Raw genomic sequence first — 20,188 nt, 5'->3', positions numbered from 1 at the left:
ACTATTCACACCACCAACCGGGTGGGGGGCCGCGCCAGCGGCCCCCCACCGCTGTCCGGGCAGATCGGCCGGATCTGGCGCGCACTGGGCTCGCTCTTCGTCCTGCTCGTCTTCGTCCCGCCGCTCCTGCTACTGGTTTCGGGCTCGCTCACCGAGCCCGGCCTGCCACCGTCCCCCACCCCGCAGTTGATCCCCGACCCCGTCTCCACCGCCGGCTACCGGCAGGCCCTGGCGGTCGGCGGGGTGCTGCGGGCCGCACTCAACTCGCTGCTGGTCGCGGTCGTCGCCGTGCCGCTGAGTGTGCTGGTCGCCGCGCTGGCCGGCTTCGCGCTGGCCCGGCTCGCACCCCGGCGGGCCGCGCTCGTCGTCATGGCCTCCCTGGTAGCCCTGATGGTGCCGGCCACCGCACTGCTGGTACCCCGGTTCGCGATCTTCCGCGTGCTCGGGCTGACCGATACGCTGGTGCCCTTGATCGCTCCGGCGCTGTTGGGCACCTCCCCGCTCTACGTCCTGGTCTACTACCTGGCCTTCCGGGCGTTGCCGCGGGACCTCTACGACGCCTGTCTGGTGGAGGACATGACGCCGATGGGCATCTGGTGGCGCGTCGCACTCCCGATGGTGCGTCCGGTCACCGCCGCGATCACCGCCCTGACCTTCGTGTTCACCTGGTCGAACTTCCTCGATCCACTGATCTACGTGTACGACCGTGACCTGTTCACCCTGCCCTTGGCGCTGCGCTCGCTGTCGGTGCTGGACCCGACGAACTTCCCGGTGTTCCTGGCCGGGGCGGTCCTGGCAACCGGCCCCGCCGTGCTGGTCTTCGGATTAGCCCAGCGCCGATTTTTCCACCACGATGACCAGACAGGACGGAACCGGCCATGAGAAGACCCAAGGCGCTGCTGGCGGCGCTGCTCGCGACTGTGCTCCTCGGGTCCGGCTGCGGGGCCGGATCCGGGGCCGCCGCCGACGGGCCGGTGCGGCTGCTGGTCTTCGGCGCGCCAGAGGAGTTGGCCGCGTATCGCACGCTGATCGAGGCGTACGGTCAGGCGCGACCCGGTAACGAGGTACAGCTGATCGAGGCCAGCGACCGCAAGGACCTACTGGCCCGGCTCGCCACCTCGGTCGCCGGGGGCGCCCCACCGGACCTGTTCCTGATGAACTACCGCTTCTACGGCCAGTTCGCCGCGAAGAACGTGGTGGAGCCCTTGGACGAGCGGATCGCCGCCTCCGAGAAGGTGGATCCCGCTGACTACTATCCGGTGGCGATGGAGGCCTTCAGCTGGGGCGGCAAGCAGCTCTGCCTGCCGCAGAACGTCTCCAGTCTCGCCGTCTACTACAACCGCACCCTCTTCGCCAAATACCAGGTCCCCGAGCCGAAGGCGGGCTGGAACTGGAACGACATGGTCGGGACCGCCATCGCGATGACCCGGGACGACCGTGGGGTGGTGGTCAAGGGCACCGAGAGCGAGGGAGCCGCTGCCCGCCCGGCCGTGCACGGGCTCGGCATCGAGCCGTCGATCATCCGGGTAGCCCCGTTCACCTGGTCCGCCGGAGGTGAGATCGTCGATGATCCGGACCGACCGACGCGGCTCACCCTGGACACCCCGCCCGGCCGGGAGGCGCTGAAGAACCTGGTTGACCTCCGCCAGGCGTACGGGGTGGTGCCCACCGACGAGGAGGTCGAGGCGGAGGATGACGAGTCCCGCTTCGCCAACGGTCGACTCGCGATGCTGATGTCCTCGCGGCGCTCCACCACCACTTTTCGCTCAATCACCGACTTCGAGTGGGACGTCGCCCCGCTGCCGGTCTACCAGGACCAGGTCGGGGTGCTGCACTCGGACGCGTACTGCATGACCCGGGGTGCCAAGCGGAAGGACGCGGCGTGGCGGTTCCTGGAGTTCGCCATCTCCGCCGAGGGGCAGGAGATCATCGCCGCCACCGGGCGGACGGTGCCGTCCCATATCGGTGTCTCGCAGTCCCCGGTGTTCCTCGACTCGTCCCAGCCACCGCGCAACGCGACGGTCTTCCTCGACACGGTTCCCACTCTCCGGACGTTGCCGACCATCTCCACCTGGCCGGAGGTCGAGGACGTGACCGCCGGGATCCTGGAGAACGCGCTGTACCGGGGCGACCGGTTGGACGAGGTCATCCGCGCCCTCGATGAGCAGACCCGCCCGCTGTTCGCCCGTGGTGAGCACGGGTGAGCGATGCCGATCTGACCCACGACGCCGGACTGACTCTGGACGGAGTGAGTGCCGCCTACCGGGGCGTCACCGTTCTGCAGCAGCTGCAGCTGACCGTGGCCCGGGGAGAACTCCTGGTGGTACTCGGCCCCTCCGGCGCCGGCAAGTCGACGCTGTTGCGGGTGGTGGCCGGCCTGGAACCGGTCACCACCGGGCAGGTCTGGATCGCCGGCCGGGATGTCACCGCCGACCGTCCCGGCCGGCGCAACGTGTCGATGGTCTTCCAGTCGTACGCGCTCTTTCCCCACCTGACCGTCGCCGAGAACATCGAGTTCGGCCTGGTGGTGCGGGATGTCCCGAAGGCGGCGGCCCGGGAGCGGGCCCGGGCCGCCGCCGAGCAGGTCGGCGCGGCGCACCTGCTCGGCCGGCGACCCGGGCAGCTCTCCGGCGGTGAGCGACAGCGCGTCGCGTTGGCCCGGGCGTTGGTGCGGGAGCCGGACGTTTTCCTCCTCGACGAGCCGCTGTCCAACCTCGACCTTGCGCTGCGGGTGCAGATGCGGGCCGAGTTGCGGGCCCTGCACGACCGGCTCGGCGCCACGATGCTGCACGTCACCCACGATCAAACCGAGGCGCTGGTGCTGGCCGACCGGATCGCGGTGCTGCGCGACGGCCGGGTGGAGCAGGTCGGTACGCCGGACGAGATCTGGCACACCCCGGCGAGCCGGTTCGTGGCGGGGTTTGTCGGCTCCCCGGCGATGAACGTGCTTCCCGGCTCCGGCCCGATCCACCCGTCCGGTGCCCCGCCGGCGGGGATGGCCGGCGACCGCGAGATCGGATTCCGCCCGGAGGCGGTGGTGTTGGGGGAGCCCGACGGCGCGGCGGCGACCGTTGACCGGGTTGAGGTGGTCGGCACGGACGCCTACGCCTACCTCACCCTCCGCGCCGGCAACCCGGTGGTGGCCCGGGTGCCGGCCGCCCACCGGCCCGCGCGCGGCGACGCGGTTCGAGTCGGGGTTCGCTGGGCCGATACGCACGTCTTCGACGCCACCACCGGGCTCCGGTGTGCCTCTTGAGGGCGAGCAGGGAGCGGTCGCGCGCCGGGGTGGGGCCGGCGGCGCGCGGGCACCGGCAGGTGGCGGTGATGCTGGCGCCGTATCTGGTCGGCCTGGTCGGTCTGGTGTTGTTCCCCGCCGCGGTCACGCTCGCCCTGGCCTTCACCGAGTACGACCTGGTCAATCCGCCGAGCTGGGCCGGGTTGGCGAACGTCTCCGAGTTGGTGACGGACCCGGTGTTCCGGGTCGCGCTGACCAACTCGCTGGTGTTCGCGTTGGTGGCCGTGCCGCTTCGGGTGCTGCTCGCACTGGGCCTGGCGCTGCTGCTGCATCGCCGGTCGTTCGGGAGCCGTCCCGCACGGGTCGCGGCGCTGCTGCCGACCGCGGTACCCGAGATCGCCTATGGCCTGCTCTGGCTCTGGCTGTTCAACCCCTTGTACGGCCCGATCAACCAGCTGTTGCGGGTCGGTGGCGAGAACGGGTTGACCATGCTCGGTCGTACCCCGCCGCAGTGGCTCACCGACCCCACTGACGCCCGCGCCGCGATCATCCTGATGAGCGTCTTCACCATGGCCGAGACCTTCGTGGTGCTGCTCGCCGCCCGGCGGGCCCTGCCAGCGGACGTCTATGAGGTGGCGGCCCTGGAGGATGCCACCGGTTGGGACGTCTTCCGCCGCGTCACCCTGCCGCTGATGGCGCCGGTGTTGGCGCTGCTGGTGGTGCGGGATCTGATCGCCAGCCTGCACTTCTCCTTTGTGCCGGCGTTCGTGGTGACCGATGGCGGTCCACCGCCGTATGCCACCACCTACCTGTCGTTGTTCATCTACCGCACCGGCTTCGAGTACCTGCGCTACGGCTATGCCGCCGCCGCTACGTTGGTGATGATGCTGCTGACGGTGGTGGCAGTGGTGGTGCAGTGGCGGCTGTTCCGCCGCTACCGGGCCTTCTATCGACTGTGATCACTCAGGGCCTGTCGGTTCCGTGGCTTCCGTCGGACTCTTAATCCGCGGGTTCGGGGTTCGAGTCCCTGGCGGCCCACAACGTGACGCGTTGTGCGAAATTCCATCCGGGTACGTCGAGGCTGAGGACTTCCTCGGCGCAGGCGCAGGTCTCGTAGAGCATCCGCCAGAGGACCCGTTCGCGTAGCGGGTGGCGGTCGTCGGTGAACAGCCGCTCCAGGCGGGCGCGGGGGATGGCTTTGTCGCGGGTCCTGGTGACCTTGCGGCGTTCCAGGCGCCGGCCGGGGTCGGTGGTCAGCCAGTCCTGGCGGCGGCAGTAGGCGGTGAACGAGGTCAGCACGGACAGGTGCTTGTTCCAGGTGTTCGCCGCGCCCTGGTCCCAGCGCGCCATCGTCTGCTCGTAGAGCTGCGGGGTGAGCCCGGTGACCGGCATCTGATCCCCGGCGGTCTCGCGCAGCCGACGCAGGGGCTCGGTGTAGGTGGCGCGGGTGGCCGGGTCGTCACGGAACCGGTCGAGGAACGCGTCGACGGCGACCACGAGCGCCACCGGGCGCCGGGCGGTCGGTAGCGGGATCACGGACACCTCAGCGACCTCTTCCGGTGATGTGACACAGAATGTGGCCGAGTCGCCCTCGCCACAGTGACAGCGTCCCGCAGGTGGCAACGGCTGGATCAATGGCTCTGTGACAGAGAGTACGGGATTCTGTGTCACAGAGCCGATGTGCTCTAGAGCCACCATCCGGAAGGAGGCCATCGCCGACGGACACGGTCAAGATCATTATCAGCGCTACTCCCGGTCCAGTGTTCAAACGTCTTGTGAGCGAGCATCGAATCTGTGGAGATCGTGGAGCAGTTCGTACTGGGTAAGTACGGGGATCCGGAAGTGTGCGAGGACGCGATCGTCGTGACCGCTGAGCACGCGGCGGTTATCGACGGCGCTACAGATGTGAGTGGCCGGCGTTACGGGAACATGGCGGGCGGGTGGTGGGCCATGGCGGCTTGCCGGGATGCCGTGCGGCGGCTTCCGCGTGACGTCGACGCGCACACGGCTGCTGCGGCCATGACCGCGGAACTGGCGGCCCGCATCGACTCGGAGTTGATCGCATCCGAACGGCCGAGCGCGGCGGTTACCGTCTATTCGCGAGCGCGTCGTGAGGTCTGGCAGGTCGGTGACGCCGGATTCGCGTATCGAGGGCTGCCCGCGTCGGTCGGTCAGCCGCGCAAACTGGTCGACGAGGTCGCGGCGTCCTTCCGCGCCGCCGTTCTCGCCGCGGAGGCCGCCGCCGGAACGATCAGTATGGATCGGGTATCGGAAGTGGATCCGGGTCGACTCGCGGCGCGAGCTCTAACCCGGCGGCAGGGCGCCTTGCGTAACAGGATCGGACCGTATGGGTATGCCGCCATTGACGGACGGCCGATTCCTCCGTCGTTGGTGGTAGTGCATCCGGTCCCCGATGACATCGACGAACTGGTGATCGCCAGCGACGGCTATCCGGTCATCGGCGAGACCTTGGCCGACTCCGAGTCGAAGCTTGCCTTACTCCTGGAGAAGGACCCTTGGTGCGTGGCCGAACTGGCAGGAACCAAAGGGGTCCTGCCTGGGCAAGACAGCTTCGATGACCGTGCCTACCTGCGTATCCGCTTCCCGACGCGGTGACAAGCGCCGACAGACGACCTCCGTGAACGGCAGCGCATGACAGAGCCGCCGCTTACGGAGGGCCGTCGGTCAGATGCTTACCGAGGCAGGCTCGGCCAGCCGTAGCGGCCGGTAGCCGTCGGTGTCGAGCTGGGCGAGTTCGTCGTCGATGTCGACCGAGTGGGTGCCGTAGAAGTGCACGTTCTCGTGGTGGGTGGGCCAGATGTGCGCCAGGACCTCGTCGTCGACCTCGCGGCCGTCTCTGCGTAGGGCGGCCACGCCAAGACCGTGGTACTCCGTGGACCAGCAGACGATCGCGTTGGTAGCGAGGGTCAGGCACCACATCTGCTCGGTCTGCTGCTCGTGGTGCCGGCGCCGCAGCGCCCCCTCGCCGGCGTACACGAGGCTGCGGCGTAGGGCGTGCAGGTTCTCGCCCTTGTTCAGCTGCCGGGAGATCCGCCGCCGGTACGTCTCGTCCGCCAGGTACCGGGCCGCGTAGACCGTACGGCGCAACGCCCCGTACTCCTTGATCGCGCTGGTCAGCGCGTTCTGCTGACGCTTCGAGGAGCACAACTTCCCGACCACCAGCGCCGCGGTGGCGTGCCCGCCCTGCACCGATGCGGCGACGCGCCGCAGGTCGTCCCACATGTCCGTGATCAAGTCCAGGTTCAGCCGCCGGGTCAGCAGCGCCCCGGCGCACGGGTACCGGTCCAGGAAGTCGGCGCGGGGTCTGGTCGGTACAGGGTGATCTTCCCGAGGTCCCGGATCCGCGGCGAGAGCTGCTTGCCGACCAGGTCGAACAGGGCAAAGTTCGCTAATGTTGTTACCTGGACACCTCGTGCCCCGTTGCTGGTTGCAGGCGGCGCTGTGGCCTTCGGAACGGGCGCCGCGGGTCGGGCTTGCCCAGCTCAACGCGCGGTTGTCGGCCTACCGCGACGCCCTCGGGTCGTCGCCCAAGCCCTCGGCTTCCACCACACCATCACCCACCGCCATCACGCCGCTGCTGGCGGAACCTGGAACCGCTACACCGGCCGGGACGGGTAACCGATCTCAGCGAGGTCCTCGGCGAGATCGGCCACCAGAAGGTCACCGTTCAGGCGACGCACCAACTCGTCGGTTAACGGGTGTCCGGCGAACACCTCGCTGACGGCCTCAAGGTTCACGGCTCTTCCGTAGTAGTCCTCGGCGAAACGCTGGTACGCCACCGGAGCGCCGTCAGCGAGCACGCGGAACAGCTTGTCAGCACCATCCGGATCATCACCGCCAGGAAGAGCGAGTTCTCCGGCGTGCCACCGGTCGTCGCCGTGCTGACGCCATAGGCACACCGTTGCTTCCAACGTGCCTTCGTAACTGAACGCCGGCTCGTCGACATAGCTTGAGAAGATCTGCGGCACGGTATCGACCAGTCCCGGCCACAGCTCCTCATCGTTGTTGGCCGGGCTCATCGGCGACTCGTGGTCGAAACCCCGGACGAACGCACCAGCCGACGCGAAGACGATCGACCACTCGTCGCCGGATCCGTTCCTCATGGAGGCCATCTGCTCATCCGGCGCCCAGCGCGTATTGAACGAGTAGTACCGCGACTCCCACTCAGGGCTCATGATCGCGTCCAGCATCGCGAGCGCTCGACACCGTTCGCGAAGCGTCAGGATGTCCGGCAGGGCACGCGCCACGTCATGAACCGTCACCGGCACATCTAACCTCGACGAGCTCCCCGGCTCCTCGCCACCCGCAGCCCAGCACGAAGAGTCACCAAGCCTTGGCTCGTTGATCGGAATACCAGACGGTTGGATTACACGACTCGGCCAGTCAACCGGCCGAACGGGGCCGACACCCTCGCCGCGAACCCCATTGGCAGCACATTCGACGCTCACACGCGTGACACGATCGACGAGACGGCATCGAACACAGACCACTTGAATACCGGTCTCTGCCAGAGTCGGCCCCCTGGAACGTCAACCCCCGCCCATTCCAGTGGACAGCGAAGGCCGGCGAAATCGTCGCCACGGTCCAATTTGTACAGACCAGCATCAAACAACTTGTCGACAACAACGCTAAGTAAACCCAACAGGATCACGGGACACTAGCCGGTAACTCAGTCCCTCAGGCCAGCTACCGAAGCGCGGAGCCGACTGACCTGCGACGCCCTAGAAATAGTCGAGCAGTTCCGCCTGCTGTCCGGCGCCGAGCAGGTCCAGCGCCCCGGGGTCTGTCCCCGGGACGCAGCGCAGCAGGCCGGCCTCCGCGACGGCCTGCGCTGTCGTGGCGCCGAGATAGAGCAACCCGAAGCCCTGTACGGCCAGGCGCAGCGTGGGTTCAGAGTCCGTACGCTGCAAACTGGCTGAGCCGTCGGCGACCTCTAGGCGCCAGGAACCGGTGTTCCACGGTGCCAGGACGTCGTCGAGCGCGAAATCGACCTGGCCCCGTACATGTTGCGGCCAGCCACGGCTCTGCACCGCTCGGACGACGTCGACCGGCCGGTGCATCCACATCTGTTGTTGGTGCTCGCGGGCGATCTCCAGGGGCAGTTGCGCGCTCACCGCGTCGTGGCCCAGCAGGCACAGGCGCAGTGTCGGCGTGACGCTCTGCCAGCCGGCAAGCACACCGACGAGCTCTCGGGCCGCCTCCGCCGTAACGGCGAACAGGTCGAACACGCTCAGCACGGCTGTCGCGTCGTACCCCTGGCCGCGCTCCCAGCTTGCGTACCCGACGAGCTGGTCCCCGTCGTGCACCAGGGTTAGCCCGTCCACGCCGGGCGGTAGGGCGGCCGTCTCGCCGGTGTCATCGAACAGTGGTCCTCGCCGGGTCAGCAGACCACACCGGTGCCGGGCCACCCGCTCGTACAGTTCCGCGACGGCGGGCAGGTCCGCGGCGGTGCCCGGGCTGACCGAGAGGTGGGGTGACGGCCGGTGCCGGGGCAGCGCCATGGTGGCCAGGTCGACAGTGCGCAGCGTGCCACCGGTTTCCCAGCCGCAGCTCCGGTACGGTGCCGCCACGGTCGGAAACAGCGCGCTGATCGCCGCGCCGCGTTCCCGGGCCCCCCGCAGCACGGCGCCCAGCAGCGACCGCGCCACGCCGCGTCCGCGCGCCTCTGGCAACACCGCAACTGAGGCGATGTCCGCCGCGGTCACCGGGCGCCCGGCCCACCACTGCTCGTGGTGCAGATCGGTGGCTCTGCCCACCAGCCGCCCACCAGGGTCGAAGGCACCGTAACGGGTGATGCCCGGCACGGCGACAGGGGACTGCGGTGTCGGCGACGACAGACCGAACGCGAGCCGGCCCAGCTCCCACGCCGCCGGCATGTCGTCGGCGTGCAACTCACGAATCTCCACGGGTGCGTTCACCGCCGCAGCCTAGTGAGGGGGTGCGCCGCCGCGTAACGGTTTTCAAGGCGGCTGGCAGGAGGATCGGAGGCCGACCTGCACCAACCGCGGGTGTCAGCAGGCTGGGACGATCACCGCGGTGGCTTGGGCCCGTAGCGGGCGGTTGCGAGAGGGACAGACTACCGGCTCTCGGACTCACGGACAGAACCAGCGCTGCAACTCGGCGCCGCCGCCCTCCTGCCGTGGCGAGCCTTGGATACCGCCCCGTTACCGCGGCCGAGCGAGCCGCAGTGCACGATCACATGCTGGAGTTCCTCACCGAGCTATGGACCTCTCCGCAACAGCTCGACCGTTGGGCGCACTGGCTCGACCTGACTGCTTCGAACACGACGACCCCATGATCAGACATCGTCGGATGCAGCACGCAGTCAGTCCTCGTCGCCCGCGTCCGGGTCGCGCAGCATACGCCTGGCGCCGCCGAGTTCGGGCAACTGGAATGAGTAGTGGCCATGGACGTTGATGTGCTTGCGCTAGCGCAGCAGGTCGCAGCACAATTGTGCCCGCGACGGCCCACAAGCGCGGCCCGGCCGGAACCGCAGCGTCTCCACCAACTGCATCCGACCCAGCCCATACCGCGAGCAGGGCACCTCGTACCTGGTAAAGCCGTCAACGGTGCACGGACATGCCGATGATCGGACGCGGCCCGCCATCGCGAGCTCGACGCCCCGGTGCCCTCAGGCGCTGGTGTTGATCACGCAGAACAGGTTGCCGTCTGGGTCGGCCAGAACCACGAAATCAGCTCCCGCGGGATAGTCCCAGTCGACTCGTGTGGCACCGAGCGCCAGCAACCGCTCAACCTCGGCAAGCTGCTCATGCTCATCAGCAGCCCAAAGGTCGAGGTGCGTGCGGTCGGTTTCATCCAGGTGCAATCTCGGCGCGCCAGCCTTGTTCGGCACAAGGAAGTCCGGGTTGACGGCGGAGTGGTAGCCCAACGCCTCGCTCCAGAACGTCGCCGCCCGGCGGGTATCGGACATCTTCAAAACAATTGCTCCTATTTGTACCATGAGCGAAGCTTACGAGACGCCCACACTGCCGCAGGTCGGGTTCGACTCAGCGGAGGGGGGAATCGTCGTCCGACGGAAGCCGAGCCGCCTCGGCCGACCGACCCGACGTACTGGCGGTGACCGGCATCCCCGACGCCTTGGTGGCGCCAGCGGTGGCCGACTGGGAGGCGATCCGGCGCGGGACGCCGACCTGGCCGTGGCGCACGGGCCCTGCCCGGCGGACGCGACCGCCCACCGGCTCACCCGTCTGGCAGAGGGCCTGCCGTACCGGCTGCGGCTGGGCCTGACGGCGGGCCGCACCGATGGTGCACTGGACGCGGGGTGGGTGCGCGATCCCAGCCCAACACTGTGGATGGTCGCCGTGTCGGCCGGCCCGACGAACGGTCCGCTGCCCAACCGGATGCCTCCGGACCGCCGTCGTCCGATGAACTGGCCGCCTATCTGCGGCCCTGGCTGGCACCGGACCTGATCCCGAGCGAATTCAATTGGCAGGTGGCGCCGGGCTGACCTCATGAACCGCCGGGTGCAAGCGATTCGAGATAGCGCAGAACCGCGAGCACCCGGCGGTTGTGGTCCTGCTCGTCGTGGGAGAGGTCGAATTTGGTGAAGATGCTCCGAATGTGTTTCTCGACCGACCGTGGGGCCACGAACAGCCGTTCGGCGATGGCCGTGTTCGTCAATCCCTGCGCCATCTGGGCGAGCACTTCGTATTCCCGGCCGGAGAGGCGGTCGACCACCGAGCTGTTGCGCATCTTCGTCCGGGCGACGAGCTGCCCGACAACTTCCGGATCGAGGGCGCTGCCCCCGGCCAGCACCCGGTGCACCGCCTCGACGAAGTCGTCGATGTCGGGAACTCGGTCCTTGAGCAGGTAACCGATGCCGTGGGTGCCCCGGCTGAGCAGCTCGGTCGCGTACCCCTCGTCCACATACTGCGAAAGCACCAGCACCCCGACGTGCGGATGCTCCGCCCGGATGCGCAGCGCCGCGTGAATGCCCTCGTCACTGAAGGTGGGCGGCATCCGGACGTCGATGATGGCCAGATGCGGCTTCTGCTCCTCGATCGCGGCGAAGAGGGCATCCACATCGCCGACCTCGGCCACCACCTCGATCCCCTCGTCCTCGAGCAGCCGTGCGATGCCGGTACGCAACAGCACTGCGTCGTCGGCGATGACAACTCGGGGGTGTCTCTCTACGGTTCCCAAGGAAGAATCGCCTTCACCTCAGTGGGCCCACCCGGCGGACTCTCCACGTGGAAGGTTCCGTCCACCGCGTGCACCCGGTCCGCTAGCCCGGTGAGCCCACCGTTGGGGGTGAGCTCGGCGCCGCCCTTGCCCTCGTCGATGATCCGCACCTCGAGCTGGTCACCGGACGCATCCGTCGTCCGGGAGAGCTTGATCGTGATTGGCGCCGCGCCGGCGTGCTTGGCCGCGTTCGCCAGCGCCTCTGAGGCGACATAATAGCCCAGCGCCTCGATCCGGCGGGACGGACGCTCCGGGAGATCGATGTCCAGTTCGACCGGCGAGGGGTGCCGCCCGGCCGCCGAGACGGTCGCCGCGACGAGCCCGCGCTCGGTCAGGATCGGCGGGTGCGCGCCGCGGGCGATGGCCCGCAGTTCCTGCACCGCCGCCTTCGCCTCCGCCTGTGCGGTGTCGAGTAGTTGGTGGGTCTTCTCCATGTCGGTGCCACCCAGCCGCTTGGCCCGGCTGACCGCCAGCGCCACCGCGAGCAGACGTTGCTGCGCGCCGTCGTGCAGGTTGCGTTCGATCCGTGCGCGTTCCCCGGCCGCCGCGTCGACCATCGCCGTGCGGGTGGACTCCAGGGTGGCGACGCGGCGCTGCAGCCGCAGGGTCTCGTCCTCACCCTGAATCCACCGGCCGAACGTGGTCTGCACCCGGACCGCCCAGCGGGTCAGATGCAGGGTGCCGGTGGCCAGCAGGAGACCGAGCGGGATGCCGATCACGGACGCGCCGTAGCTGATCGGGAAGCCCTTGATGTTGGCATAGTCGATCGGGATCATCGTGGCGATCCACGGCATGTTGACCAGCGTGAAGGCGATGAGGAGCAGCGCGGTGACGAGGGCACCCATGCCGAGGGACCAGAACGCGATGGCGATGCTGTGCGCGAAAATGCGCCAGGCTCGCCCGTCGATGAAGCCTCGGAGACCGGGCGTGGGCGCCGGGTCGGGGGTTTGGACGCCGGCGATCAGCAGGGCGGCCCGGTCCAGCCGGACCACCCACCGCGCGGCGAATGTCGCCGACGGGATGAGCGGGAGGCCGATCAGGAATACAGCGATGCCGACCACGCCGGTGACCATCAGCAGGAAAGGCACGAGATAGAGCGGTACCAGCGAGAGGGAGACCAGCAGATAGGCGCTCGCCCGCCACCCGTCCTTGCGGAGCAGAATCGGTTTTCGCTCTCCGAACCAACTGTTCATCGTCCACTCCAGCTTCGTGTAGGGCGATGTTCAGGACGCTACCGGCGCGCTCGGCGCTGCCGCGTGGCCCCGGACCCGTCAAAGAGGTAGTGCTAGCCACACCCCCGAGGGCGGGCTGACGTGCCAGCGCGCGCATTCGCCTGGTCGATAGCGTCAAACGGCCGTTAGGACAGGACCTCGGCCAACGGGAGGACCCTTTGGGTGTCACGGAAATCAACCAGTCACTGCCGCAACCACCTGGACCAGTGGGAGACGGCGGTCCCAGGGCCCCCCGTGGTCTTGCCGAACGTCTCACGATGTGGAGCGCTCGGAGGCGAGGCCTCGTCCTCGCCCTCTGGCTGCTGCTGACCCTGTCGGCATACGCCTCCTCGTTCCTGGTGCCGGGTACGGCGATCCAGGACGCCGACTACCTCGATGGCGAGTCCGCCGTCGCCGAGCGCGCCGTGGACACCGCCGAGTTCGACGAGGGCGCCATGGAGACCGTCCTGATCCAGAGCCGCGGTGGCACGCTCGACCGGGCGACGGGCACCGCTGTCGCCGAGGAGCTGAAGCGTGCGTACGACGGCATCGGCGTCCTGATCGTCCGTGGGCCGAACTTCTCGACGGACAACCGCTCGGCGATGCTCTCGGTGGAGCTCGACCGCGGGCGCGGGGAGGACCGCAAGGAGCCCATCGAGGTTGTTGAGCCGATGCTCGAGGCCACCGCATCCGTGCAGCAAGCGCATGGCGACCTGCGGATCGAGCAGATCGGCGCCGGCTCGATCCGCAAGGAGTTCTCCATCCAGGACGCAAAGGACTTCCGTCGTGCCGAGCTGATCAGCATTCCGATCACCCTGGTCATCCTGCTGATTGCGTTCGGTGCGCTCGCCGCGGCCGGGATCCCGCTGCTGCTCGGCCTCACGGCCGTCGGGGCCGCCCTTGGGATCAGCGGGCTGGTATCGGCACTCGTACCGATCAGCCCCTTCCAGTCGAGTCTGGTGATGCTGCTCGGCCTAGCGGTCGGCGTCGACTATTCGCTGTTCTACGTGCGCCGGCAGCGTGAGGAGCGGGCTGCCGGACGAAGCCTGCACGAGGCGCTGCTGCGCACCGCGGCCACGTCCGGCCGGGCCGTCATCGTCTCCGGCGTCGCGGTCGCAATCGCGGCGGCAGGCATGTACTTCACCAACAGTGCCCTATTCGACTCGCTTGCGACCGGCACGATCCTGGTCGTCCTGATGGCCATCCTCGGCTCGCTCACCGTGGTCCCGGCGATGCTGGCGCTGCTCGGCGACAAGGTGAACTCGCCGCGGATCCCGCTGCTGTGGCGGCGATCGAAGGCGGCCGGTGAGAGTCGGACCTGGAACACGATCCTGCGCCCCGCGCTCAAGGCACCCGGCCTGACCGTGCTGCTGGGACTGGTGCTGATCGGACTCATGACCGCACCGGTGGCCGGCATGAAGCTGCAGATGCCCACCGACGACCACCTGCCCAAGAGCTACCCGATCGTGCAGACCCGCGACCGGCTGGTGGCGGCGTTCCCGGGCGAGGGCTCCAGCCACACGGTCGTTGTCGAGGCCGATCCAGCCAGCGCCGAGCGAGTCCGTACGGCCATGGCCGACCTGATGGCCCGGGCCGGCGCAACCGGCCAGTTTTCCATGGTGGACGATCCGCGCATCACGACCTCGGTCGACGGAAAGACCACCCGGATGTTCGTGCCGTTCCCGCAGCGGGTCGACAGCCCCGAGGCGGAACAGACGCTGCAGTTGCTGCGGACCGAGCTGGCTCCGGCTGCGCTGGGCGGGATTCCCGGGGCGACCTGGGCGGTCGGCGGCTCCACCGCGTTCAGCTCCGACGTCTCCTCGGTGCTGCGCGAGCGTCTGCCACTCATCGCCGGCTTCGTGCTGCTGCTCAGTCTGGTCGTGATGCTGCTGGCGTTCCGATCAATCATCATCGCGGCTGTGATCACGGTGCTGAACATCCTGTCGGTCACGGCGTCCTTCGGCATTCTGACGCTGGTATTCCAGAACACCTGGGCCGAGGGTCTGCTCGGGTTCGACTCCAGCGGGTTCGTGGTCGCATGGATTCCGGTCATCCTGTTCGTCGTGCTGATCGGTCTGTCAATGGACTACAACGTGTTCATCCTCAGTCGGGTCCGGGAGCCGTTGCACCACGGCGGCGACCTGCGCGACTCGGTCCGGCACGGCATCGCCTCGTCGGCCGGCGTGGTGACCAGCGCCGCGATGGTGATGGTGGCGGTGTTCGCGGTGTTCGCGACGCTCTCCACGCTGGAAATGAAGCAGTTGGGCGTGGGCTTGGCCGTCGCCATCCTGGTGGACATCACGATCATCCGGGCGCTGCTGCTGCCGGGGATCCTCGTGTTGCTCGGTAGCGCACCGTGGAAGGAACACAGTGCGCTGCGTCGGGTCCCCTCCGTAGCCCACGAATGACCGGGACGGTCGGCGGGTGACTTGCGCAGTGGTCACCTGCCGGCCGTCACCTTTTCGCGTACGGCGATGGTGGCTGGTCGCTCGGTGGTTGCACGGGAGCCGTTGGACCTCACGATCGTCCTGGCCGTCGCCAACCTCCTGGACTGGAGGTGGCCGGCGGGCGTGGTGCTGGAGTCAGCGGTGCTGCGCCGCTACCCCTACGCTGGCGGCATGAGGGGATCCAGCGCGGACCGGATTGGTAGGTGCTGATGAGCCGGCGTGCGGCAGCTGCTGCCGAGGTGATTCCCGACGCTGTTCGGGCGGACGTGGTGACGCTGTGGCGCTACCACGATCTGCGGCACGAGTTGCGTTCGTGTGATGTGGGGATCGGGCTGGGTAGTCATGATCTTGGGGTGGCGGTCGTCGCGACGCGTCTGTTCCACGAGGGCCTGTTCCCAAGGATCGTGTTTACCGGCGCGAATGCTCCGACGACGGTTGGGCGGTTCCCGCGTGGGGAGGCGGTGCACTACCGCGAGTACGCCGTCGAGCAGGGCGTACCGGCGGGAGCGATTTTGGTGGAGCCGCGTGCCACGAACACCGCCGAGAATCTGGAGTTCTCCCGTGCGCTGCTGGCCGAACGCCGGATCCCGGTGGAGTCGGTGCTGATTATGTCGCGGCCTTACCAGCAGCGTCGGGCCTACGCGACGTGTCGGCTGATGTGGCCGGAGGTCGAGGTGGTGTGCGCGTCGAACCCACTCGAACTGGACGACTACGTGCGTAGCATCGGCGACGGGGTGCGTTTCTTTTTGAGTGAGGTTGTTGTCTGGTTCATGCGGCCAGGGCGAGTTGGTCTTTGTAGCGGCTGGTGTGGGTGCGTTGGTGCTCGCGTTGGAGGTGGTAGCGCCAGTACTGGTCGAAGTCGCCGTTGGCGATGACAGCGCGGAGCAGGAGGACGGCTTCGCCGCTGGTCAGGCTCCAGCGGGCGCCGGTGATGTCGAGGCGGTCTTTGACCAGGTAGCGGCAGGATCCTTCGATCACGCCGGTGGCGATCGGCCAGCCCAGGGCAAGGGCGATGTGGTAGTTGAGGTAGGGCTGTTTGGCGGTGAGGTAGGCGGTAGCGCGTTCCAGACCGGGGGTGTGGTGGTCGGTCAGGCGTTGGATGTGGGCGCGCAGGTCGGCGATCACGCGGGGTGCGTGGCCTTGTAGGAGGTCGCGGGCGGTGTGGTGGACGAAGGCGGCGCGGGCCTGGTGGGAGGGATGTAGGTCTTCGGTGGCTTTCCACAGGTATTCGAGTACGTGGATGAAGTCGATGATGATGTCGATGTGGACGCTGCGGTGTTGGGCTCCTCAGCGGTAACGATCTCCATTTGTCTCACCCCCTCCCGGCGACTTCCGTTTCTTGCACCTCGACTGCGAGGCCACTCGTTGCGAATCCACCCATCGCTGGATGTTCACGTAGTACGAGGTAGCCAGCAGCTCGGCGGCGGTCTCAATGAACTCGATGTCATCGACATCGAACTCCACCTCAGCGGTAACGATCTCCATTTGTCTCACCCCCTCCCGGCGACTTTTATCTACTGTTCCCACCTGCTCGGCGAGAACTGGTAGAAGCTTGGCTCAGGCGGCTAAGGACGTCAATGCTGGCGACGACCTCCGGTTGACCGGCGACATCGTTCAACTGCGCACAGGCAGCAGTTGAACACAACGCGAGAAAGGCCCCACCCCGCAAAAGGGTGGAGCCTTTCGTCGACAGATGGGACGCTACTCACTTGAGATGACAGCCTTCGAGTAGTACGCTAGGGAGCGATTGTATCGGGGCAAGTGTTTGGCGAGGGCACCGAGCGCGAGACTCACAGCCTCACGTTCGCGGCCGACGTCGGTCAACGCCAAGGCGAGGAACGCCGCTACCGCATCGTCTAGCTCGTCGGAGCCTTTCTCGATCTCCGCGCTCAGCATGCTCACACTTTCCTCCGGATGACCGAGGTTGCGCAGAGTGCTGGCGAGCTGAATGACCGCGCGCCGCCTTCGGATTCCCTCGAGTCCGGCGGCCAGCGCCTGACGGTAGAGCGGCGCGGCCCGCTCACCGAGTCCGGTGGAATCGTTCGCGCACGCCCGCTCGAACAATGCCTTCGCATCACCGGGGTCCCGCTCAGCGGCCAGCTCCTCTACCTTGGAGCGGAATTCGGCAGGATCATGCTCATCGAGCTTCTGCCAGAGAGTCGCGACACGGTTCTCCCAGTCGACTTCACTGATCGTCATCTCGTAACCATGCCACAGCAAGGTGTTTAAGTCTTGCCCGGGGTCCGGGGGCGCGAACGGCCGGTCGACCTGGTCCAGGGAAGTCATCTAAGCGGATGTCCGGTAGGTCTTTCTGTTTGAAGTGGGGTTTACCATTGATACCTAGTGTCTCGTGATCCCGTTGTCTTTACCTGAGTGGCGCTGTGGTTGTCTATCAGGGCGATTGCATAGTCGGGTAGTAGGGCTCTGACCAGTGTGTCCGCGTGGTGCGCGGCCTGGGTTGAGGCGCAAGAAGCGGGTGAGGCCGTATCGGTGATCATGGAGTTCTTGACGCTTCATGACACAGGGGCATTGCGTAGTCGGTTGAAGGGCTGCTGACCTGGGCGTATATGGGTGACGATGCGAGCCCTGGAGCTGTTTGGGGCGGGTGCGACCACATCAGTGATCATGGAGTTGCTGAGACAACACGACTCCGAAGGGCCGCACTCGCTCATGTCATCATCGCCGATCGCCGCGATCGCCGGGCCCCGGCCCACTGGCACCACATCACTGACAGCCGTTACCGATTGTGAACGACAGGGGTTGCTGGCGGCCTTGGCCGTGGTTGCCGATCCCCGGGACCCGCGCGGAGTCCGGTACCTCTTGGCGAGCATGCTCGCCGCCGCCGTGTGCGCGGTGATGGGTGGCGCGTGTACCTTCGCCGCGATGGCCGACTGGGTCCGTGACCTGGACCCACCCGCGTGGGTCAAGCTCGGGTTCACCGGCAAGCTGCCGGTCCCTTCGACGCTGTGGCGGCTGCTGACCAGGGTCGACGACACGGAATTGTCGGGGTGCGTTTCTTTTTGAGTGAGGTTGTTGTCTGGTTCATGCGGCCAGGGCGAGTTGGTCTTTGTAGCGGCTGGTGTGGGTGCGTTGGTGCTCGCGTTGGAGGTGGTAGCGCCAGTACTGGTCGAAGTCGCCGTTGGCGATGACAGCGCGGAGCAGGAGGACGGCTTCGCCGCTGGTCAGGCTCCAGCGGGCGCCGGTGATGTCGAGGCGGTCTTTGACCAGGTAGCGGCAGGATCCTTCGATCACGCCGGTGGCGATCGGCCAGCCCAGGGCAAGGGCGATGTGGTAGTTGAGGTAGGGCTGTTTGGCGGTGAGGTAGGCGGTAGCGCGTTCCAGACCGGGGGTGTGGTGGTCGGTCAGGCGTTGGATGTGGGCGGGGAGTGTGGCGTTTTCCGTGTTTGGCCGTTGGGTGTGATCGAGGTTGTTAGATGGTGATCCGGTCGCCGTAGGCGAGGATCAGGGCGTTGAGGGCCTTGGCCCAACCGTAGACCCGGCCGGTGATACTGCCGCCGCCCTTACGTTTCTGCTGGACGACGAGATAGAGCACCTTCATCGCGGCCTGCTCGGTCGGGAAGTGCCCCCGCCGGCGGGCGGCCTGCCGGAACCGGGCGTTCAGGCTCTCGATGATGTTGGTGGTGTAGAGGACCTTGCGGACCTCGTGGTCGTAGTCCAAGAACGGCACGAACTGCGGCCAGGAGGTGCGCCAGAGCCGGATCACGGCCGGGTAGCGGTCGCCGAACTCGACGGCGAACGCCTCGAACCGGGCCTCAGCGGCCGCGACGGTCGGGGCGGTGTAGATCTCCCGCAACGCCGGGGTGATCTTCTGCCAGTCCTTTCGATTCGTGTACCGCAGTGACGCCCGTACGAGGTGCACGACGCATTGCTGGTGCACCGCCTGCGGCCAGACCTGCTCAATGGCGTCGGTCATGCCCTTGAGGCCGTCGGAGCAGACCATGAACACGTCGGCGACACCCCGGTTACGTAGCTCGGTGAGGTAGCCGGCCCACTGCTTGGCGCCCTCACCGCCGGTGCCGGCCCACATACCCAGAACGTCGCGTTCCCCGTCGAGGCTGATTCCGACCACGACGTAGACGGGCCGGTTCGCGACCTGCCCCTGGCGAATCTTCATCACGAGGGCGTCGATGAACACCACCGGATAGACCCGGTCCAGGGGCCGTTGCCGCCACGCTTCCATCTCCTCCAGCACGCTGTCGGTGACCCGGCTGATCAACTCCCGGGACACGTCGGCGTCATACACATCCGCCAGATGCGCGGAGATCTCCCCGGTCGTCAGGCCTTTGGCATACAGCGACAGGATCGCCTCGTTGAACCCGTCCAACCTGCGGACGTGCTTCGGGACGATCCGCGGGGCGAACGACCCCGCCCGGTCCCGAGGGACCTGGATCCGTACCGGCCCGACCTCGGTCCGCACCGTCTTCGCCCCATGCCCGTTACGCACGTTGGCCCGCCGGCCCGACGCCTCGTCGACGCCGACCTCGTCGAGGTGGGCATCCAGTTCGGCGTCGAGCGCTGATTCAAGGACGGTGCGGGTGATCCCCGCGAGGAGCCCACCCGGACCGACCAACGACACTCCATCGGCCTTGGCCCGCTCAACCAGCTGCTGCGCGAACTCCACCTCCGCCGCCGACGGCTGCGGAAGCTGAACAACGCTCTTCTTGTCTGCCATGACGTGGTCCTTCCTGGACAGGATCAACGTCCTGTCCAACGGACCACACCCAGGTCAAACACGGAAATCTACGCAGTCCCGGGGCGGGTGGTGGAGATGCTGGTCGGCGACACGCAGCGGATCGAGGTGTACGCCGAGCGCGGGTTCGCGATCCCGCAGGAGATGCCGGACGAGGTACGGGCGGCGTTCGAGCGCCTGGTGGCGGCCGGTTACACGAGCCGGCTGATCTGAGCCGCGTCTGGCAGGTCGTGGACGCACTGCTGGCCGAGGAGTTGCTGATCGTTGCCGGTGGTGTGCAGGTGGGTGACACCCGGACCGGGACGACCGTAGTGCCGGGTTGTTGCAGTGGGTTGGCGGACTGGCGGGAATGGGCGCAGCT

At 67.5% G+C, this 20,188-nt stretch carries 16 protein-coding genes, 1 tRNA gene and 5 pseudogenes; 11 read left to right on the top strand and 11 right to left on the bottom strand.

Going from position 1 to position 20,188, the window contains the following annotated elements:
* Positions 1 to 21 precede the first annotated feature (21 nt).
* The 6 genes from SALPAC2_RS0105215 to SALPAC2_RS0105185 all read left to right on the top strand — a co-directional run bounded on the left by SALPAC2_RS0105215 (position 22) and on the right by SALPAC2_RS0105185 (position 5,851).
* Positions 22 to 882: a carbohydrate ABC transporter permease gene (locus SALPAC2_RS0105215; RefSeq protein WP_018215586.1), complete on the top strand. Its 861-nt coding sequence runs from the start codon at positions 22 to 24 to the stop codon at positions 880 to 882.
* Positions 879 to 2,204 (top strand): ABC transporter substrate-binding protein, encoded by a 1,326-nt coding sequence (locus tag SALPAC2_RS0105210; RefSeq protein WP_018215585.1) that lies wholly within the window; start codon positions 879 to 881, stop codon positions 2,202 to 2,204. Before SALPAC2_RS0105215 ends, SALPAC2_RS0105210 begins: the two co-directional genes overlap by 4 nt.
* Positions 2,201 to 3,256, top strand: a complete 1,056-nt coding sequence (locus tag SALPAC2_RS0105205) for an ABC transporter ATP-binding protein (RefSeq protein WP_018215584.1) — start codon at positions 2,201 to 2,203, stop codon at positions 3,254 to 3,256. The genes SALPAC2_RS0105210 and SALPAC2_RS0105205 overlap by 4 nt, the downstream gene beginning before the upstream one ends.
* 68 nt (positions 3,257 to 3,324) lie before the next feature.
* Positions 3,325 to 4,194: a carbohydrate ABC transporter permease gene (locus SALPAC2_RS0105200; RefSeq protein ID WP_033662041.1), complete on the top strand. Its 870-nt coding sequence runs from the start codon at positions 3,325 to 3,327 to the stop codon at positions 4,192 to 4,194.
* A 7-nt stretch (positions 4,195 to 4,201) separates the two neighbouring features.
* Positions 4,202 to 4,273 (top strand) — tRNA-Lys (locus SALPAC2_RS0105195).
* Positions 4,274 to 5,029: 756 nt separating this feature from the next.
* The gene (locus tag SALPAC2_RS0105185; RefSeq protein WP_018215582.1) at positions 5,030 to 5,851 is read left to right on the top strand and encodes a hypothetical protein; all 822 of its coding nucleotides are present in this window, start codon (positions 5,030 to 5,032) and stop codon (positions 5,849 to 5,851) included.
* 69 nt (positions 5,852 to 5,920) lie between these two features.
* On the opposite strand, the pseudogene SALPAC2_RS0105180 reads toward SALPAC2_RS0105185, so the two are convergent.
* The 4 genes and pseudogenes from SALPAC2_RS0105180 to SALPAC2_RS0105165 all read right to left on the bottom strand — a co-directional run.
* Positions 5,921 to 6,654, bottom strand: a pseudogene (locus SALPAC2_RS0105180) (Tn3 family transposase); the annotation flags it as partial.
* A gap of 198 nt (positions 6,655 to 6,852) precedes the next feature.
* Entirely contained in the window at positions 6,853 to 7,524 is a 672-nt protein-coding gene (locus SALPAC2_RS0105175) for a hypothetical protein (protein ID WP_018215580.1), read from the bottom strand.
* A gap of 453 nt (positions 7,525 to 7,977) precedes the next feature.
* A complete protein-coding gene (locus SALPAC2_RS0105170) occupies positions 7,978 to 9,162 on the bottom strand; it encodes a GNAT family N-acetyltransferase (protein ID WP_018215579.1) in 1,185 nt (394 codons plus the stop codon).
* A 725-nt stretch (positions 9,163 to 9,887) separates the two neighbouring features.
* Positions 9,888 to 10,187 carry a VOC family protein gene (locus SALPAC2_RS0105165; RefSeq protein ID WP_018215578.1) on the bottom strand — a complete coding sequence of 100 codons (300 nt, stop codon included), beginning with the start codon at positions 10,185 to 10,187 and terminating at the stop codon, positions 9,888 to 9,890.
* A gap of 28 nt (positions 10,188 to 10,215) precedes the next feature.
* Here SALPAC2_RS0105165 and SALPAC2_RS0105160 point away from each other — a divergent pair, with 28 nt between their 5' ends.
* Entirely contained in the window at positions 10,216 to 10,686 is a 471-nt protein-coding gene (locus tag SALPAC2_RS0105160) for a hypothetical protein (protein WP_018215577.1), read from the top strand.
* A 40-nt stretch (positions 10,687 to 10,726) separates the two neighbouring features.
* Here SALPAC2_RS0105160 and SALPAC2_RS0105155 read toward each other — a convergent pair whose 3' ends face one another.
* Both SALPAC2_RS0105155 and SALPAC2_RS25420 read right to left on the bottom strand, forming a co-directional pair.
* Positions 10,727 to 11,419 carry a response regulator transcription factor gene (locus tag SALPAC2_RS0105155; protein ID WP_033662036.1) on the bottom strand — a complete coding sequence of 231 codons (693 nt, stop codon included), beginning with the start codon at positions 11,417 to 11,419 and terminating at the stop codon, positions 10,727 to 10,729.
* The gene (locus SALPAC2_RS25420; protein ID WP_018215575.1) at positions 11,407 to 12,651 is read right to left on the bottom strand and encodes a sensor histidine kinase; all 1,245 of its coding nucleotides are present in this window, start codon (positions 12,649 to 12,651) and stop codon (positions 11,407 to 11,409) included. Before SALPAC2_RS25420 ends, SALPAC2_RS0105155 begins: the two co-directional genes overlap by 13 nt.
* Before the next feature lie 296 nt (positions 12,652 to 12,947).
* Here SALPAC2_RS25420 and SALPAC2_RS24410 point away from each other — a divergent pair, with 296 nt between their 5' ends.
* Together SALPAC2_RS24410 and SALPAC2_RS25780 are read left to right on the top strand one after the other, a co-directional pair.
* Positions 12,948 to 15,077, top strand: coding sequence for an MMPL family transporter (locus SALPAC2_RS24410; RefSeq protein WP_018215574.1), 2,130 nt, complete (start codon positions 12,948 to 12,950; stop codon positions 15,075 to 15,077).
* A gap of 242 nt (positions 15,078 to 15,319) precedes the next feature.
* Positions 15,320 to 15,856 (top strand): annotated as a pseudogene (locus SALPAC2_RS25780) (YdcF family protein); the annotation flags it as partial.
* Between the two features lie 102 nt (positions 15,857 to 15,958).
* Here the strand turns inward: SALPAC2_RS25780 and SALPAC2_RS28450 are convergent.
* The 3 genes and pseudogenes from SALPAC2_RS28450 to SALPAC2_RS0105120 form a co-directional block, all read right to left on the bottom strand.
* Positions 15,959 to 16,118: pseudogene (locus SALPAC2_RS28450) on the bottom strand (ISKra4 family transposase); the annotation flags it as partial.
* 285 nt (positions 16,119 to 16,403) lie between these two features.
* Positions 16,404 to 16,601, bottom strand: a complete 198-nt coding sequence (locus SALPAC2_RS0105125; protein ID WP_018215571.1) for a hypothetical protein — start codon at positions 16,599 to 16,601, stop codon at positions 16,404 to 16,406.
* A gap of 216 nt (positions 16,602 to 16,817) precedes the next feature.
* Positions 16,818 to 17,315, bottom strand: coding sequence for a tetratricopeptide repeat protein (locus SALPAC2_RS0105120; protein ID WP_026184444.1), 498 nt, complete (start codon positions 17,313 to 17,315; stop codon positions 16,818 to 16,820).
* A gap of 378 nt (positions 17,316 to 17,693) precedes the next feature.
* Here SALPAC2_RS0105120 and SALPAC2_RS27765 point away from each other — a divergent pair, with 378 nt between their 5' ends.
* Positions 17,694 to 18,140: a transposase family protein gene (locus tag SALPAC2_RS27765; protein ID WP_317889009.1), complete on the top strand. Its 447-nt coding sequence runs from the start codon at positions 17,694 to 17,696 to the stop codon at positions 18,138 to 18,140.
* An 18-nt stretch (positions 18,141 to 18,158) separates the two neighbouring features.
* Here the strand turns inward: SALPAC2_RS27765 and SALPAC2_RS0105110 are convergent.
* Positions 18,159 to 18,392 (bottom strand): annotated as a pseudogene (locus SALPAC2_RS0105110) (ISKra4 family transposase); the annotation flags it as partial.
* Between the two features lie 154 nt (positions 18,393 to 18,546).
* On the bottom strand, positions 18,547 to 19,809 hold the full coding sequence (locus SALPAC2_RS0105105) for an IS256 family transposase (RefSeq protein WP_018215093.1): 1,263 nt from the start codon (positions 19,807 to 19,809) through the stop codon (positions 18,547 to 18,549).
* Between the two features lie 78 nt (positions 19,810 to 19,887).
* On the opposite strand from SALPAC2_RS0105105, the pseudogene SALPAC2_RS24400 reads away from it, so the two are divergent.
* Positions 19,888 to 20,040, top strand: a pseudogene (locus tag SALPAC2_RS24400) (YdcF family protein); the annotation flags it as partial.
* Positions 20,041 to 20,188 lie beyond the last annotated feature (148 nt).

Source organism: Salinispora vitiensis (genome assembly GCF_000378825.1).
Taxonomy (GTDB): Bacteria; Actinomycetota; Actinomycetes; order Mycobacteriales; family Micromonosporaceae; genus Micromonospora; species Micromonospora vitiensis.
This window is presented reverse-complemented; position numbering and strand designations above follow the sequence as displayed.

What these genes read in the sequence shown, in the direction of transcription:
- SALPAC2_RS27765 (WP_317889009.1), top strand. Translation starts at nt 17,694, where the DNA reads ATGCGAGCCCTGGAGCTGTTTGGGGCGGGTGCGACCACATCAGTGATC.
- SALPAC2_RS0105200 (WP_033662041.1), top strand. Translation starts at nt 3,325, where the DNA reads ATGCTGGCGCCGTATCTGGTCGGCCTGGTCGGTCTGGTGTTGTTCCCC.
- SALPAC2_RS25420 (WP_018215575.1), bottom strand. Translation starts at nt 12,651, where the DNA reads ATGAACAGTTGGTTCGGAGAGCGAAAACCGATTCTGCTCCGCAAGGAC.
- SALPAC2_RS0105160 (WP_018215577.1), top strand. Translation starts at nt 10,216, where the DNA reads ATGAGCGAAGCTTACGAGACGCCCACACTGCCGCAGGTCGGGTTCGAC.
- SALPAC2_RS0105165 (WP_018215578.1), bottom strand. Translation starts at nt 10,187, where the DNA reads ATGTCCGATACCCGCCGGGCGGCGACGTTCTGGAGCGAGGCGTTGGGC.
- SALPAC2_RS0105105 (WP_018215093.1), bottom strand. Translation starts at nt 19,809, where the DNA reads ATGGCAGACAAGAAGAGCGTTGTTCAGCTTCCGCAGCCGTCGGCGGCG.
- SALPAC2_RS0105120 (WP_026184444.1), bottom strand. Translation starts at nt 17,315, where the DNA reads ATGACGATCAGTGAAGTCGACTGGGAGAACCGTGTCGCGACTCTCTGG.
- SALPAC2_RS0105125 (WP_018215571.1), bottom strand. Translation starts at nt 16,601, where the DNA reads ATGGAGATCGTTACCGCTGAGGTGGAGTTCGATGTCGATGACATCGAG.
- SALPAC2_RS0105210 (WP_018215585.1), top strand. Translation starts at nt 879, where the DNA reads ATGAGAAGACCCAAGGCGCTGCTGGCGGCGCTGCTCGCGACTGTGCTC.
- SALPAC2_RS24410 (WP_018215574.1), top strand. Translation starts at nt 12,948, where the DNA reads ATGTGGAGCGCTCGGAGGCGAGGCCTCGTCCTCGCCCTCTGGCTGCTG.